This window comes from Porphyromonas gulae, assembly GCF_000765945.1.
In the GTDB taxonomy this organism is placed as follows: Bacteria; Bacteroidota; Bacteroidia; order Bacteroidales; family Porphyromonadaceae; genus Porphyromonas; species Porphyromonas gulae.
The window spans coordinates 126,879-142,500 of the sequence record NZ_JRAT01000012.1; the positions used below are offsets into that span (position 1 = coordinate 126,879).

Annotated in this window: 12 protein-coding genes (1 of these 12 running past the window's edge); 3 read left to right on the top strand and 9 right to left on the bottom strand. The window is 52.6% G+C overall.

Annotation, left to right across the window (positions count from 1 at the left end; all coding sequences use genetic code 11):
* Window positions 1-205: 205 nt before the first annotated feature.
* From HQ49_RS11235 to HQ49_RS04055, 3 genes are all read left to right on the top strand, one after another.
* Window positions 206-364, top strand: a complete 159-nt coding sequence (locus tag HQ49_RS11235; RefSeq protein ID WP_234231716.1) for a DUF1661 domain-containing protein — start codon at window positions 206-208, stop codon at window positions 362-364.
* 119 nt (window positions 365-483) lie between these two features.
* Window positions 484-2,022: a PAS domain-containing protein gene (locus HQ49_RS04050; protein ID WP_039418589.1), complete on the top strand. Its 1,539-nt coding sequence runs from the start codon at window positions 484-486 to the stop codon at window positions 2,020-2,022.
* Window positions 2,023-2,278: 256 nt separating this feature from the next.
* Window positions 2,279-3,457 (top strand): hypothetical protein, encoded by a 1,179-nt coding sequence (locus HQ49_RS04055; protein ID WP_018965559.1) that lies wholly within the window; start codon window positions 2,279-2,281, stop codon window positions 3,455-3,457.
* Window positions 3,458-3,758: 301 nt separating this feature from the next.
* Here HQ49_RS04055 and HQ49_RS04060 read toward each other — a convergent pair whose 3' ends face one another.
* The 9 genes from HQ49_RS04060 to HQ49_RS04100 form a co-directional block, all read right to left on the bottom strand.
* Window positions 3,759-4,418: an ABC transporter ATP-binding protein gene (locus tag HQ49_RS04060; RefSeq protein ID WP_004585231.1), complete on the bottom strand. Its 660-nt coding sequence runs from the start codon at window positions 4,416-4,418 to the stop codon at window positions 3,759-3,761.
* Window positions 4,419-4,511: 93 nt separating this feature from the next.
* Window positions 4,512-6,887 carry an ABC transporter permease gene (locus HQ49_RS04065; RefSeq protein WP_039418590.1) on the bottom strand — a complete coding sequence of 792 codons (2,376 nt, stop codon included), beginning with the start codon at window positions 6,885-6,887 and terminating at the stop codon, window positions 4,512-4,514.
* A gap of 26 nt (window positions 6,888-6,913) precedes the next feature.
* Window positions 6,914-9,280 (bottom strand): ABC transporter permease, encoded by a 2,367-nt coding sequence (locus HQ49_RS04070; RefSeq protein WP_039418591.1) that lies wholly within the window; start codon window positions 9,278-9,280, stop codon window positions 6,914-6,916.
* A gap of 32 nt (window positions 9,281-9,312) precedes the next feature.
* Window positions 9,313-11,664, bottom strand: a complete 2,352-nt coding sequence (locus tag HQ49_RS04075; protein ID WP_039418592.1) for an ABC transporter permease — start codon at window positions 11,662-11,664, stop codon at window positions 9,313-9,315.
* Between the two features lie 61 nt (window positions 11,665-11,725).
* A complete protein-coding gene (locus HQ49_RS04080; RefSeq protein WP_152569138.1) occupies window positions 11,726-12,070 on the bottom strand; it encodes a hypothetical protein in 345 nt (114 codons plus the stop codon).
* A 34-nt stretch (window positions 12,071-12,104) separates the two neighbouring features.
* Entirely contained in the window at window positions 12,105-13,358 is a 1,254-nt protein-coding gene (locus HQ49_RS04085) for an efflux RND transporter periplasmic adaptor subunit (protein WP_039418595.1), read from the bottom strand.
* Window positions 13,359-13,400: 42 nt separating this feature from the next.
* Complete coding sequence (locus HQ49_RS04090; RefSeq protein WP_039418596.1) at window positions 13,401-14,735, bottom strand: TolC family protein; 1,335 nt, start codon at window positions 14,733-14,735, stop codon at window positions 13,401-13,403.
* Window positions 14,736-14,935: 200 nt separating this feature from the next.
* Window positions 14,936-15,448 (bottom strand): isochorismatase family protein, encoded by a 513-nt coding sequence (locus HQ49_RS04095; protein ID WP_018965566.1) that lies wholly within the window; start codon window positions 15,446-15,448, stop codon window positions 14,936-14,938.
* 31 nt (window positions 15,449-15,479) lie between these two features.
* On the bottom strand, window positions 15,480-15,622 hold the 3' end of the coding sequence (locus HQ49_RS04100) for a saccharopine dehydrogenase family protein (RefSeq protein ID WP_039418597.1). It continues 1,051 nt past the right edge of the window; only the last 143 of its 1,194 coding nucleotides appear in the window; its start codon lies off the right edge, out of view — the gene reads right to left on this strand; the stop codon is at window positions 15,480-15,482.

Genomic DNA, 15,622 nt, shown 5'->3' on the forward strand with positions numbered 1-15,622 from the left:
TTAAATTTCCTTCTTTCGAGGCTTAATAACCCGATAGAGAAGGAATCTTAATCTTCTCTTTTCGAGGGACAGTGCCAAATTCGTGCACTGTCCCTCTTTTTTTGCACCATATTCACTTCCGATTCAGCCATAGGATGTATCATCCCTATCCGATTGGGTTCACACGCCTAAATTTTCGGGTTTATGACACCTAAAAGTGTGGCACGTGAACTTTTTGCTTTTGGCGTGGGAAAAGAAAAAAAGTGAAACCAAAACGAAAAAAATCTCGCGCCTGTTTTTCACAAAACACAAACCACAATCGGAGCATTTCAGGCTCGTATCCTGCTTGAGGCGTAATGAGCATATGCACTTTTTTCCTCGATGAAAAACCAGAACAAATATATATTCTGAGATTGTTATATTTACGAAAGTGGATATGCCTCCACAATAAGCTTTTGATAAGCTGCGAGGAGGTTGTTATTCATCACTAATTGCTCAAAAAACATGCAGGTCATAAAAACAAATGAAACTTTTGACAGCCTCGACAAAAGTAAGTTGGAGCGTATGCTCGACATCAAAGAGGCTCATCGCGAAGGTCATCTGACACTTGAAGAGGCCAAGAAGCGTATGAAAAAAGAAGTGGGTTCCATCTCGCCCGAAGAGTTTGCCGCAGCAGAGCAACTCTTCAAAGAACGTGATCAGGACGAATGCCAAAACGAAGACGTACGGACAATGCTACAGCTGTTCGAAGGCCTGATAAATCCCATTCGTCCCGACTTACCTTTCGGACACCCCATCGATGCCTATCTGCGCGAAAACGATAAGGCCAAAGAACTACTCGATCAGGCGGATGCCCTACTGGAGCGCACTTTTATCCCCAATCCATGGATAGAACTGATGGAGACGCTTATGGGATATAAGCTACACTTTGCTCGCAAACAAAACCAACTCTATTCAACACTGGAGCAGAAAGGATTCGACCGCCCCTCCACTACGATGTGGACTTATGACGATCATATCCGCGACGAGATGAACAAAGCCATGAGCCTACTGCGCGAAAAAGACTACGACTCCTTCCCTGCAGCATACAAAAAGATGGCTATCGTTCTGCGTGACCTGATGGAAAAAGAAGAGCTTATCCTTTATCCAACCTCTCTGAAGCTCATTTCCGACAAAGAGTTCGAAACAATGAAACATGGCGATCGGGAAATAGGCTTCTTCCTTATCGACATGCCGGAATTAGATGCACCGGCCAAGCAATCAAAAGAAGCCCACGGCCAATCATTTATGGCAGAATTGGAGGCCTTACTTGCCAAACACGGTATGGGAGCGGGCGGACAGGACGACAAAGCGATACTGGATGTAGCCGAAGGAAAGCTGACTTTGGAGCAGATCAATCTGCTTTTCCGTCATCTCCCTGTGGATATTTCGTTCGTGGACGAAAACGAGCTGGTTTGTTTCTATACGGACACAAAGCACAGAGTATTCCCCAGAAGCAAGGGCGTGATCGGCCGAGAAGTACGTAACTGCCATCCGCCCAAGAGCGTTCATATCGTAGAGGAGATAATCGATAAGTTCCGACGTGGCGAACAGGATCGCGCAGAATTCTGGATCAATAAGCCCGGAGTCTTCATCTACATTGTCTATGTGGCCATCAGAGACGCCGACGGGCGTTTCCGCGGTGTGATGGAAATGATGCAGGACTGCACACGAATCCGTAGCCTCGAAGGCTCGCGCACACTGCTTACTTGGGACGAAGAGCAAAGTCCGGCACAAGAGTCAAAAGAAAGCGAATCCGATACTGCCGAAGCAGATGGTATTCGGCCGGACACGAAGCTGAAGAATCTCTTGCAGCGTTATCCCCGGCTGATAGATGATTTGCCGACTATCAGCTCCAAGTTCACGCTACTTCGTTCTCCGATGGCCAAGGTAATCCTTCCTGTTGCCACGATTAGAATGATGAGCGAACGCGCCGACATTCCATTGGATACGCTGATCGACAAACTGGGATCGCTCATAGCGTCTTATAATAAGCCGGACTAAACGGAATAGAAACTGTGTAGGGGGGCTGTGTCAAAATTCCTTTTGGGCACAGCCTCCTCATTTTCTATTTATGCCTCTATTTCTCAGGGAAGAATGTGCACAGACCAGGGCAACCGCATCAAAAATCTCGAGAAAATACAAGTTGCTAATTTTCAAATGATTGCATTTCGGAGATTATACTCAAAGATAAAGAATGCACTCAAAACTATGATTGATAATCAGGCACTCAATAAATCACATTAAACACTTAATAATTATGAATCGCAAGACTATTCTCTCCGTTCTCTTTTTCTTGCTCTCCGGCATCGTTTGCTTCGGACAAGCACCCCAAAAGTTCGAACTCTCCGAACGCACTTTCGCCGGCTGGGACACCAACAAGTATTTCTACACCGAACAAGGCCGACTCGACTCCATGTACGTATGGCAAAAAGATCAAACGGGTGACTTCGAGCACTACCGCCTCTATAAGTACGACGGGCAGGGCAACTGTGTTCGGGAAGATGGCTACCAGAAGCTGAACAACGTATGGAAACACACATACTACCTGGAATACACCTACAACGAGAATGACCAACTGATCAAGCGCCTGAACTACAACAACTTCGATGGCAGCTTCTCTTTGGGTGGCAAACTCGAGTGGACCTACAACGAAGATGGTACGATCAAGCAGGTGAATACCTATCTCTCGAGCTGGAATACCCCCGGAGGATTCGACCTCCTGAGCAAAGACTTCTACCACTGGCTAAATGGTCGCTTGGAAAAGCGTGAATTCTACACAGTACCTTTTGGCTCCAACAATCCCGAAGCTGACATCTATCTCAGTGCTCGCCTTACCTACATTTGGCAACAGGACAAATTGGTGAAGGTGATTACCCAACACTACGATCAATTTGCGACGGAGCCGTCTCAGGTACAACGTGCCGAATACACCTACGACGAGCAAGACAACCTCAAGACTTATACCACTTTCCTGGGTGCTACCAGCAATGAACCTCAGCTTAGGTATATCTACCACTACCATAGCGATCTGAAGAACGATCAGGTATTCCTTCCGCTCAACTTCGAGGACTCCCTCACCCCCTACTACTTTGCCTGGGAGGTTTCCCCCTATGCCATCGAAAAAGAAGAGTGGTGGCAAATGCCGATGGGCCAAGATGAGATTCAACACGTGGGAGACTACGACTATAGCTACAAAGGCACGCCTACGTCTATAGAAGGAGTAACCCCCATGCCGGTGAACTTCTATATCAAACAAAATCACCTCTACCTACCGGACTTGGCCGAAGGCAGTATCATCGAGATCTTCAGCATCAGCGGTATGAAGATGTTGCAAACCATTTATCGCAAGGGAGGTATAGCCCTTGATCGGCTCCCTGCCGGTGTATATGTAGGAAGATATAACCAAATGGGTGTATTCCGATTTGTAAAACGATAAATCCATCAAAAGATAATAAACGAGAAGAGGAGGTGTGTCAATAATCATGGCACACCTCCTTTGTATGAATGGGGAGACGGTCGGATATACCGGTATTCCAGATCCCTAAGGAGCCTCCACTAAGACCCCCAAGGAGTCTCCACCGACACCCCTAAGGAGTCCCTACCGAGACCCCTAAGGGGTCCCAACAGAGATTCCTTAGGGGTTCCTCAATGCTTTACTTCAGGAGGGGTTCGTGCGATCTTATAATCCATTCGAACGGAGACATCGGGAGCCGTGACCGACGAAAGGGAGCCGAGGCTTAGCGAATCTTACCGTCGAATAGATTGATGATGCGGCCGGCACTGCGTGCATCGTGCTCGGAGTGCGTCACCATGACGATGGTGGCACCTTCGCGATTGAGACCTCTGAGCAGTTCCATCACATCGGCTCCGTTTTTGGAGTCGAGGTTACCCGTAGGTTCGTCGGCGAGGATGAGCTTCGGATTGGCCACTACGGCACGGGCGATAGCCACGCGCTGCTGCTGTCCTCCGGAGAGCTGATTGGGGAAGTGGCCGGCTCGGTGGCTGATGCTCATCTTACGCAGTGCCTCCTCCACTCGCTCTTTCCGCTCGGAGGCCTTCACGCCCAGATAGACGAGCGGCAGCTCCACGTTCTCGCTTACGGTCATCTCTTCGATGAGGTTGAAGCTCTGGAATACGAAGCCGATATTGCCCTTGCGGACGGCAGTTCGGTCTTTCTCCCGGAGGTTGCCCACTTCTGCCCCGTCGAGCTTGTAGATGCCGGAGGTGGGATTGTCGAGAAGGCCGAGGATATTGAGCAGGGTGGATTTGCCACATCCCGAAGGCCCCATGATGGCGATAAATTCGCCTTTGTCCACTTTGAGCGATACGCCATCGAGGGCTACCGTCTCTATCTCTTCTGTTCTGAAAACCTTGGTGAGGTTGCTGATTTCGATCATTGTTTTTACTGGTTTTTATTTGGTGAAAGGAAAAGCGACAAGCCGGACAAGGCCTTGGACACGAATCCGCCATTTGCCGGATTGCCACCGTATTTATTCGTATCGGAGTTCATTGACAGGGTTGCGGCGAGCTATGCGCCGGAGGTTGATGACTACGGCCAATGCAATAATCAGGAGGACGAGTAGACCCACAAGGAGGAAAATCCAACCATTCAGTTCGATTCGATAGCTGAACTTCTCCAGCCAGTTCCGGCCGAAGAGATAAGCGACGAAAAGTCCGGCAAGCACACTCGGCACACTGAGTCGGGAAATGGAACGGAGGAAGAGACGCAGGATGTCGCCCTCTCCGGCTCCGTTGATCTTGCGGATGGCCAGCTCCTTGCGGCGGCGATTGACCTCCGTATTCACATAGCCGACCAGTCCGATCAGAGCGATCAGGATAGCCACGACACTGCCGAAGAGGATTGTATTGCGGAAGGTCTTGGCCGCCTCGAAGCGACTGAGAAGCTCCATCTCCACACTGAGGAAAGAAGTCTCCTTGTAGGGATCGGCTTCGGAGAGGATGCCATTCACGCGATGGAGGAGCTCGGCATTGTCATGGCGAAGGCGGATCGTCAGATAATGCAGCCAAGCGTCCCCATAGACGATGGCGGAAGGCAGCTTTTCGGGGTAAGGGCTCAGGTGCTGACGGCGGAGCATGAGATCGTCGTACACACCGCGAATCACCACTCGCCCGAATGATGTCAGGATGATATTCTTGCCGATGACACCGTCTTTCCAATTCATCAGCCGAGCCAATTCCGCAGCCGCTTTCTTACTGAGCATGATCTCTCTGTCCTTTTCGGTGGCGGTGTCGAAGTTTTTCCCTTCGAGCAGCTTGATGCCATAGACATTCAGATAGTGTTCGTCCACGTAGAAGAGGTCGGCCACATTGATCAGTTCACGATCCGTAACGGGGTCGATCAGGTTATCTCCACTCTGGCCGGAAGAAGCCGGCAAGGCGGTCGTCAGCGTATAGCCCTCCACTTCGGGCAGTGCCTTGAGCTTTTCGATCACGACGGGGAGTTGCTGCTGATCCAGCGACTCGATGGGGACATAATACAGGCCGGAGGCTTTGTACCCGGCATCCTGCCCTACCATGTGCCGGTATTGCAGACCGGTGACAGCCAAAAGGCCGAAGAGGAAAGTGGCTGCCACGAATTCCACAGCCAGCAGCCCCAGCTTCCAGAGCCGATTGTGCACTACCGACTTGCGAAAGATATTCATCACCGGAGTACGGGACAGGGAGTAGCCGGGGATCCATCCCATGAAGAAAGTGGCCACGGCCAATACTCCGGCCAAGGCTGCGGCTACGCGCCACGAGATCAGATGCAGCAGCGGAGTCTCGATCAGAGCCTCCATCGGTTTGCGGAAGAGTACAAGGGTCAGGACGGCCAGCACGAGAGAGAGGAGGAGATAGAGGAAGGTCTCCCAGATCATCGTGCCCTGTATCTGCACGGGCATAGCTCCGTAACACTTGCGAATGGCAGCTGCGCGCCGGCGATTGACCATGGAGGCAAGGGTCATGAGCACGTAGTTCAGCAGCGAAATAAGCAGCACTGCTATGGCCACGATCTGCTGTATTTGCAGCATATTGACCAAGGTAGGATCTTCCAGACGCAAGCGATTGAAGGGCGTGAGGGAATAGTGCAATTCCACTCCTGCTTTGCGGAAGACTTCCATATCCTGATGCCGCTTTTGCATCTCCAGGAGAGCCCCGTCAAGGCTCTCGGGCGACACGCCGGGACGCAGGCGAACGTAGGCTATGTAGCGGTCGTTGCCGATCCAGTTGTTCAGGCTCTCGGCCGGCATCCACGTAATGGGCAGGAGCATATCGGCTTGGATACTGCTGTTGTGTGGCAGATCCTCGAATACTCCTCCGATCGTGATGGCTCGGCCCGATTTGCTTTCTGCCGGTCGCAACCGTTTGCCCAAGACATCGCCCCCCATCTTCCGGGCCAAACTTTCGGAGATCAGACAGGTCATATTGTCGCGCAAGGCACTATCCCGGACGCCGGCGATGAGTTCCACCCCGAACATGTCGAGGAAAGCCGGTTCGGCGAGCAGCGTCTTGGTCTCGTAGGTTTTGTTGTCTTCGAGTACCATCTTCGAGGTGCCATACAGAGTCGTTCGGGTAGCCAGTTCCACACCCGGTATTTCCTCCTGAATGGCAGGGGCAACACCTCCGCTGACCTGAGGGAAGTCGAGTTCTTCCGGCTTATCCCCTTCCTGACTTTGGCGCGTGCCATGCGTCTTGACGATGCAGATGCGATCATGATGGGGGAAATCCCGTTCGTAGCTTCGCTGATAGATGACGATAGAGAGCAGGAGCACGCTGACGGAAAGTCCGAGCGTAAGCGTCAGGAGTTTGCTGATGCTGTGTTCGCCCTGTCGGAAGAGGCGGCGAGCAGCAAGTCTGAGAGGTAACATGATGTGCTATATATCGTTTGAGGTTGTTATTCGTTTTTGAGGTAGTCCACGGGGTTGGCGCAGGCTGCCCGCCAGCTCTGAAGCGACGTGCTCACGAGCGATAGCAGCAAGACGATGAGGGCTGCAACGACAAATACCCACCAGTCCAGCCTGATGTGGAAAGCGAATGTCTGGAGCCAGCGATCCATGGCCCACCACGATACAGGCAGAGCTATGAGCAGAGCTATACCGAAACGGCGGAGCGACTGGATATTGAGCATGGCCAGTATGGTAGCCACCGTGGCACCATTGACCTTTCTAAGGGCGATCTCTTTCTCTTTCTGCTTGATCATATAGAGGCTCATGGCGAAGACGCCCATCACCATAATAAGGACGGTGAGCAGGGCAAAGGCAGAAATGAGCTGCGACAGATTGGTCTGCGACTTGTACCGGTCCAGAATGATGTCTTCAGCCCAGAGGGGTTCTATGTCCTCGGCTCCGGTCACTCGCTTATAAGTGTCGCTCACGGCAGCAAGGACGGCAGATTTGTCGGCCTCGTCCGAGGCCCTTACGAGCGTTACCCATGGTTGTTCGCGGGCATAGAGAGGACGTATCTGCAGGGGAGACTGTTCCATGTTGAGGGGTTTGTATTTCAGGTCGGGGATACGTCCCACCATACGATACTTCACCTCGTCGTTATCGTCATCGCCCTGGGTAAATATGCCGGTCTCGGGATCGGGTTGGACGGCGTTGAACATCTTCATATTACCCCATTCGGGAATAATTCGGGCGGCACGCATCTTTTCCCTGTCGAAAAAGGTCTCCACCGGCTCGTCCGTCAGCGGTATCGGACTGATCTCGAAGAAATCGAAGAAGACGGAGTCCACCACCATTTCCCAAGTGCTCACGTTCACTCCGTTTTTGGTGAACGACATATTATTGACATACCGGATAGGATTGCCGCATGCATATGATACTTTCTCCACGCCGGGGATCTTCTCCAATTCGGCACGAAGCATTCCCTTCGGAACGGAATCCGCCGTATTGGACATCCAGAGCACGCCACGCGTGCGGAATCCCAAGTCGGAATGAATGAGGTAATGCGTCTGACGGATCATGAACAAGCTGCATACCAGCAGAGCGACGGCAATGGTATATTGGAAGATGATCAGCACCTTGGAGTAAGTGCTTTTGATGCGGTAGCGGAGTGTGCCTTTGACCACTTCTATCGGTTTGAAACGGGAGATGATCCAAGCCGGCAGAATACCCGACAGGAAGGATAGCAGCACGACGAAGAGGGCTATGGCAATGACGGTGGAGGGAGTAAACTGATGTTTGAGGTCGAGGGTCGTCTCCAGCACGCGGTTGAAAAACGGCTCGAAGGCAAAGGCCAACAGCAGACCTGTGATGAATGTGAGCAGGGTCATGACCAGAGACTCCAACAGGAGCTTGCGGATGACTCCCGAACGGCTTCCGCCGAGCAGACGGCGAATGGCGGATTCCTTGCCCCTGAAACCGGCCTGTGCGACAGTCATATTGACATAATTGAGCACGGCGATAACGAGGATGAGCAGGACGATACCCGTCAGCACTTTCACTTTGGTCATATTGTTGGCGCGATTCTCCAGATTGGCTTCCACGACCCTGCTATCGAAGTAGCAATCCGGCAGAGAGACGAAGTGGACTTCTTTGTGGAAACCCTGATGATAGAGCCACATAAACGCCTCCTTCTTGAATGTTTCTTCGAGGATTCGGGCTTTGCTCTCAAGGTCGGTTCCGGCTTTGAGCAGATAGTAGGCCATAAAACTGCAATTACCCCAGCGGAAGGCATTCTCGCCGCTCAAATCGGACAGAAAATGGTAATTGACCACAATATCCACCTTTTTGAACTGGCTGTTGGACGGGATTCCCTCCATTACGCCCGTGATCGTACAGGGGAAATTGTAGAGAAATACGGATTGTCCCACGGGATCCTTATCGGCGAAGAGCTTGCGGGCAAAATCCCGAGAGATGACGGCTGACTTCCGGTCGTTGAGCACTTGGGAGGGGATGCCGTTCGTGAGACGGAAATCAAAGAGGGTGAAAAAGGTGCTGTCTGCCAACAGAATGGGCGTTTTCAGTCTCTCTCCGGAGGGCATTTGGACGTATACATCTCTGTTCGCCACACGACAATATGATTCGATGTCGGGCAGGATGCTCTGTATATACGGGGGAGCCAGATTAGACCAGTTGGCACCCTCCTCCGAACAGAGCATGTAGATGCGGTCGGCCTTCGAGTGGAAGCGATCCACGGACATTTCGTTCCGGACGTATATGCCCAATATGATGACAAACATCAGGGATACGGAAAAACCGAATACGGTGACGAAGGTGTAGAGTTTGTTGCGGCTGAGGAATTTGAAGTAAGTACGCATAGTGACGACAATCGTTTTTGATGCTGCTGTTTTTATTCGTTTTTGAGGTAGTCCACGGGGTTGCTCGATGCAGCGTTCATGGCCATGCTGAGCATGGAGAGCATGGCTACTGCGGAGACGAAGAGAAGCGATGCGGGGAATACCCACCAAGGCATATCGGCATGATAGGTATAGCCTTGCAGCCAGCGGTTCATGACCAGATAGATGACGGGAGTGGCCACGGCGAAGGCGATGAGCAGATTCCACAGGCTGCGGCGGCCGATAATCTGCAATATCTGCACTTCGCGCGCTCCGACCACCTTGCGGATGGCTATTTCTTTTTGCTTGTGACGGATGCGCAGGGCTGCCATGGCAAAGACGCTCATCACCGTGCCGACCAGTGCCAGAATGCTGAAGAGGAGAAGAAAACCGCTGAGCGAACGTTCCTCCTCACTGTGCGAGGCTATGATGTCTTCCGAACGCAGGATTTCGGTATAGGGCTGCCCCGTAACACGGGAGTAAACGGCCTGTATGCTTCGGATCAACTGCTCCGGATCGGCCCCCTCGGAATAGCCGACCAGTACGGACCACGACCAGGCGGATGTCTTGGGATAAGGGATGAAGAGATAGCTCGGTTGTGGTTCTTTGAATCCTCCGAAATGAACTTCAGGAGCATCGCCGCAATAGTGGAACTCGCCGGCTTTGCCCCAATGAATGACACCGTCCGGCAGATTGGCCACATCGAAGTCGTTGTAGGCGGATCGGCTGAGATAGAGGGTGCTATAGGGCTTGTCGGTCTTGCGGCCGTTGGGCTTCATCTTCAGATCGAACAGGCTCAGTGCCACGGAGTCCATGGAGAAAATCTGCATGGAGAGAGGCTTGCCACGGTATTCGGAGGTGTTGTTGTTGCCTTCGTTCAGCGGAGTGCCATGGGTGAGACCTATACCCGTTATGCCGGGGATTTTGGCCATTTCGGTTTTCATCGTATTGACGATCTGCGGATCCAGTCTGAAAACGTCTACGATCAGTTTGTTCCTGTAATCGTAGCCCATGTCGGAGTTGGTCATATAGTCGATCTGCACGGCCATCACCATGGTACAGCCCAGCAGGATCATCGTAATGGCATACTGGGAAATGACCATAATCTGCGAGAAGCTGCTCTTGACCACACGGCGAAACTTGCCGCTGACCACCTCGATCGGACGAAACCGCGATATGAACCATGCGGGCAGGGCTGCGCACACGATGCTCAGCAGGAGCATGAAGCCGATCAGCAGCAGGATGAGCATGGGCGAAATATGCCGTGCCAGATAGAGATGCGTATCGAACAGGCGATCGAATACGGGTTCGAGTGCGAACATGCCGAATACGGCCAGCAGCGTGCTCAGGAAGATGAGCAGAAGCGACTCGAACCAGAGGCGGCGTACGATGGCGAGACGGCTACTCCCCCAGAGCCTTCTGAGGGCGACCTCATTGCCACGGCTGCCTGCCTGTGCGAGGGTCAGATTGATATAGCTGATAATGGCAATGATCAGGACCAAAAGGGTGATGGCAATGAGTATGCGCGTGCGGGCGGGATTTCCTTTTTGCACCATTAGGGCGTATTCCTTGGGGAATAGCGGCTCCGGATAGCATTTCTCCAGCGGATGGAGCTTCACCTCGGCCTTCTCGTCGAAAGCGAATATGACATCTTTGCCTTGGACGGCTTTCTGCACGGCAGGCAGTTGTGCCGTGAGGTCGGCTCCTTCGCGAGCTTTGAGATAGAGGACATAGTTGCCGTTGTTGTAGTTGTTTTCTTTGGGCTCCTGATAGAAAAGGAGTTCGGCCGGTCTGATATGACAGTTATCCGGCATCGGCTCCATGATGCCCGTGATCCGAAAGGTCTGCTTGTCTTTGGAAAAATCGAAAAAAGAAATCTCCTGCCCGATGGGAGACATGTTGCCGAAGATACGGGCTGCCAACGCGGAGGAGATAACGGCACTGTTCTGCTCGGAAAGGACGGTTTTGGGATCACCCTCAAGGAGTTTGTAGCCGTCAAAGAAAGTAAAGAAATTGGATTCGACCGAAAGATGGGAGGCAATCAACCCGTTTTGCTTGTCGGCACCGATAAAGATGTATTCCTTGTCGTTGTATTCGCTGATGCGGCATATCTCTTCCACATCGGGTACCTGCTCGCGAATGAGCGTTCCGGCAGGATAGCAACAGATAAATCCGCTCCAGCTATCCTTGCTCTCGACATTGTACTGATAGATACGTTTGTAATCGGTATGAATACGATCGGCTTGCTGTTCGCGCTGCACATAGAAGCTAAGTAGCAAGACGAACATGAGCGAGAGGGCAAAACCTACGATAGTAACGAAGGTGTAGAGTTTGTTTCTGCTAAGGAATTTGAAGTAAGTACGCATGATAATGATGACGAATGATGGAATGATGGTTGTATTCTCGAAGGAAAAATTAACCTTATGACTAATATCCTTTTGATTCAAGTTTGTAAATAGCGATTTCCGTAGCAGAAAATGCTGATACATGCTTGCAGCGACAAATTTTGCTTCCGAAATTTATAGTCGCAAGCTTGCAGTGAGTAATTTTTCGACCGAAAAAGCTTTCTGCAACTTGCAGCAAGTAATTTTTCCACCAAAATTTCATGTTGCAAGCTTGCAACAAGCGATTTTTCCGACGAAATTGTATGCTGCAAGCTTGCAACCATGAATTTCGGCTTGGAAATTCTTCTTTACAATCCTGCAAAAATGAATTTATAAGACATATTTGCATGATTCGATTCTTTAATAGAGGAAAAGGAATAAGAGTCATATCGTTTCTCTTTTACACGGAGTCTGTAGATAGGTCAATTCAGGATAATTTCTTCCGCATCGCCGAACATATCATACGAAGAGGTGATAACCATCTCGCCGGTATGCAGACCGGATGTAACTTCATAATACTGCGGATTCTGACGGGCGATCGTGATGTCCCGGCGAACGGCTCGCTTGCCATCGGGCGTAACGACGAATATCCATCGGCCACCGGTATTCTGATAGAAGGCTCCGCGTGGGATCATGATGGCTTCGGACGGCTGTCCGAGACGCAGATTGATGTAGTAGGTCTGGCCTGTGCGGATATTGTCGGGTCGCTCTCCGTCGAATACGAAGTCGGTACGGAACTGCTTGTCCCGAACCTCGGGGTACACCTTCCGGACACGAAGGGAGAAGTCCCTACCCTGCCGTTCGAACGAAGCGGCCAGACCGGCTTTGACCCGATCGATATAGTGCTCGTCTATCATAGCCTCCACCTTGTAGTCGGACAGGACGTTGATCTGTCCGATGCGGCTGCCGGCTCCTACCGTCTGCCCGATCTCCACGTCCAGAAGTCCCAGCTGACCGTCGGCCGGAGCCTTCACGTTCAGATCTTCCACACGGGCGCGCACCATCTCCAGATTGCGGCGCATATTGTGCAGGCTCTCCTCCATCTGACGCACCTGTATCCCCCTGTAGAGCGAGTCCTGTCGCTGCCGTTCCATGACGAGCTTGCTGCCTTCCACGGCATATTGGTAGTCCTCGCCGGCTTGCAGATACTCCTCGCGCGAACAGAGTTTTTCCTTATAGAGCCGGGCGTACTGCTCGGCTTTCCGCTTTTTGCGCTCTATATCCAATCGGAGGTTGAGGCTCTCGCGTTTCAGGTTGAGCCTGTCCTGCTCCATGGTCACCTGCGTATTGCGCAGGAAGTTCTGCTTCTCGGCAAGCTGCGCTTCGCTGTCGAGGATATTCAGGTTCAGCATCGGATTGGTCAGCCTCACGATGATGTCCCCCTTGTGCACCATGGCACCCTCCTCCACGGCTTTCTCCGCCACCATTCCGCCCTCTACGGCACTGATCTGAATGGAGTTGATGGGCTGCACCTGACCGTTGATGCGGACATAGTCGTTGAACTCGCCCCGGCGCACGCTGTCGATGCTGATCCGAGCGCGTTCGGCTCTGAACTTGGTGCTGTGATTACCGAATACGGCCCATGCCGCCAAGGCGAGTATTACTATCGCTCCCCCTGCATAGGGATAATATTTACGGGGGATGAGCGTCTTCTTTTTTTCTATTTTTCTATCCATGATGATGGTATGATTTGATACGAACGGGAGAAAAGAAAAGTTTTAGTCCGAAAGGCAGCCGTAGTAGGCTATGAGCCTGCATTTGAGCCGGTAGGTCATGGCCGCTCTCAGTCGCTGCACACGGGCATCGAGGAGCCGATTGGCCTGAGTGGTCAGGTCGATGGCCGTATTCAGCCCCTCCTCATAACGCTGCAAGACGGCTTCGTAAGCAGCTTGCATGGCATCGGTATGCTCCTCTGCCTGACGGTAGGAAGCCAGAGCGGCATCCCGGTCGGCCATGGCCTCGGCGATCTCGCTGTAGAGCTTGCGCTCCGCTTCGCCCCGTCGGACGATTGCCGCCCTGCGCTCGGCGCGCGCCTGACGCAGATGGCTCACGAGGCTGAAGCCCGAAAAGATGGGGATACTCAGATTCAGACTGACGTATTCCCCCCGACGATTGCGAAACTGCTCGCTGAAGGGCGTATAGTCCGATCCGTTCAAAAAGCGTGAGAATCCCGTGTTCCATCCTCCGGATACCGACACACTCGGCAGGAATGCACCTCGCGCGGCTCGCAAACGGTCGGTGGCAGCCTGCTCGTCGAGTCTGGCACGGAGGAGGACGGGATGATGATGGGCAGCACGGGCGAAGACGCCGGCCGAGCTGTCCGATTGGGCCATGTCGGCAGAGAGGCTGTCAGCCGGCATATCGTCTACGATGAGTTCGTCTTCGATGGGGAAGTTCATTTTCTCTTTGAGTCGGATCAGAGCGATGATGCACTGATTGTCCGCCCGGGTCAGAGCCAAACGGTCGCCGGCCATTCGCGACTGCATCTCGAGGACATCGGGACGGCTTTTCATCCCCAGCTCTTCCATTCGAGCCGTCTGCCGGTGGAGGCGGCTGCTCTCCTCGTACTTCTGCATGGCCAGCTCCTGCATTCGGCGCGCATAGACGAGGTCGTAGTAGGCCTCCGTGGTTCCGAGGGCTGCCAGCTCCTGCTGCTCGCGAACGGAGAGGCGCGACGACTCCCGGCGTGCACGCGCCATCCGCAACCGATAGACACTCTGCAAACCGTCGAAGAGAGTCATCGTGGCATGTATGCTGTACGAATTGTTGAAGCTGTTGATGTCGGTGTAGGTATTCGTCTCGGCATCCAATCCGCGTCCGAAGTTCCACGAAGCAGCGGTTCCGGCCGATACACGGGGCAGAAAACTGCCGACGGCCTGAAGATAATCGGCCTTGGACTGCTCCAGCTCCGCAACGGACAGAGCCACGGCCGAACTGTGCCGGCGTGCATAGTCTACGCACTCTTCGAGGGTCATGTTCGATTGGCCCGTAAGGGGATTCGTCGCCAAAGCCGCTACGGCAGCCGTACAAATGAGATAATGTTGGAAACGCATATTATTCCGGTATGATGTTTTCTATACAAGAATAGTTTCAAACGCCGTGCCAAACTCCATACAGCACTGTAAACAAACGCTTTACGCCATTACCCCTAAAAAGGAACTGTCCAATAATTAGACATCGGCGTCTAATTATTGGACAGTATATCCTGAAAGGAAAGGCTTCCTCCGCGAGGGAGAAAGAGCGGGCAAGCATTTTACGGCCGGTTCTCCTCTTCGGCTATATAGGCGATTCCCTCCTTGAGAAGTTCGATCCGCTCACCGAGACCATGACGCTCCAGATCGAGCACGCTCTGACGCACGCAGTAATCGCCCGCTATTCCGGCCACGACTATGCGTTCGGCCGAGCGCAACGAATCGGGTACTTCCGTCTCGAAGGCACTGTAAGCATCGCGCTCTTGCGTAGTAGCCTTCTCTATCATTTCGACAGGGATACCCTCTGCCGAACAAGCAGCCAGAGCCTCCGCAATGCATGGTTCGATAGCGGCACCCACCGTATAACGGACACAATGCGGCGGCCACTGTCCGCCCTGTGCCACGAAGCTGCAATGATCGGCCGGATGCTGATCCATCGTCACGACGATGGACTTTATCTCCTTCCGATGTGCAGCCATATATTCGGCCAAAGCCTTCATGGCTTTCGGTGCGCCTTTGACAGCCAACGAACCGCTTACGAAATCCACCTGCGGATCCACGATCAAGAGTACCATAGCTCTATGTCTTTCTTCTTCCTTACGGGGGTTAGAGTTCCAAGTCGATGTCGTGCTTCTCGTGCCAAGGGAGCCCTTGCTTGGCCACCTCTTCGAGGAACGGATCGGGATCGAACTCCTCCACGTTGAAGACACCGGGCTTGCGCCAGATACCCTTCATGAACATCATGGCTC

What these genes read in the sequence shown, in the direction of transcription:
- HQ49_RS04050 (WP_039418589.1), top strand. Translation starts at nt 484, where the DNA reads ATGCAGGTCATAAAAACAAATGAAACTTTTGACAGCCTCGACAAAAGT.
- HQ49_RS04055 (WP_018965559.1), top strand. Translation starts at nt 2,279, where the DNA reads ATGAATCGCAAGACTATTCTCTCCGTTCTCTTTTTCTTGCTCTCCGGC.
- HQ49_RS04060 (WP_004585231.1), bottom strand. Translation starts at nt 4,418, where the DNA reads ATGATCGAAATCAGCAACCTCACCAAGGTTTTCAGAACAGAAGAGATA.
- HQ49_RS04065 (WP_039418590.1), bottom strand. Translation starts at nt 6,887, where the DNA reads ATGTTACCTCTCAGACTTGCTGCTCGCCGCCTCTTCCGACAGGGCGAA.
- HQ49_RS04070 (WP_039418591.1), bottom strand. Translation starts at nt 9,280, where the DNA reads ATGCGTACTTACTTCAAATTCCTCAGCCGCAACAAACTCTACACCTTC.
- HQ49_RS04075 (WP_039418592.1), bottom strand. Translation starts at nt 11,664, where the DNA reads ATGCGTACTTACTTCAAATTCCTTAGCAGAAACAAACTCTACACCTTC.
- HQ49_RS04080 (WP_152569138.1), bottom strand. Translation starts at nt 12,070, where the DNA reads ATGACTCTTATTCCTTTTCCTCTATTAAAGAATCGAATCATGCAAATA.
- HQ49_RS04085 (WP_039418595.1), bottom strand. Translation starts at nt 13,358, where the DNA reads ATGGATAGAAAAATAGAAAAAAAGAAGACGCTCATCCCCCGTAAATAT.
- HQ49_RS04090 (WP_039418596.1), bottom strand. Translation starts at nt 14,735, where the DNA reads ATGCGTTTCCAACATTATCTCATTTGTACGGCTGCCGTAGCGGCTTTG.
- HQ49_RS04095 (WP_018965566.1), bottom strand. Translation starts at nt 15,448, where the DNA reads ATGGTACTCTTGATCGTGGATCCGCAGGTGGATTTCGTAAGCGGTTCG.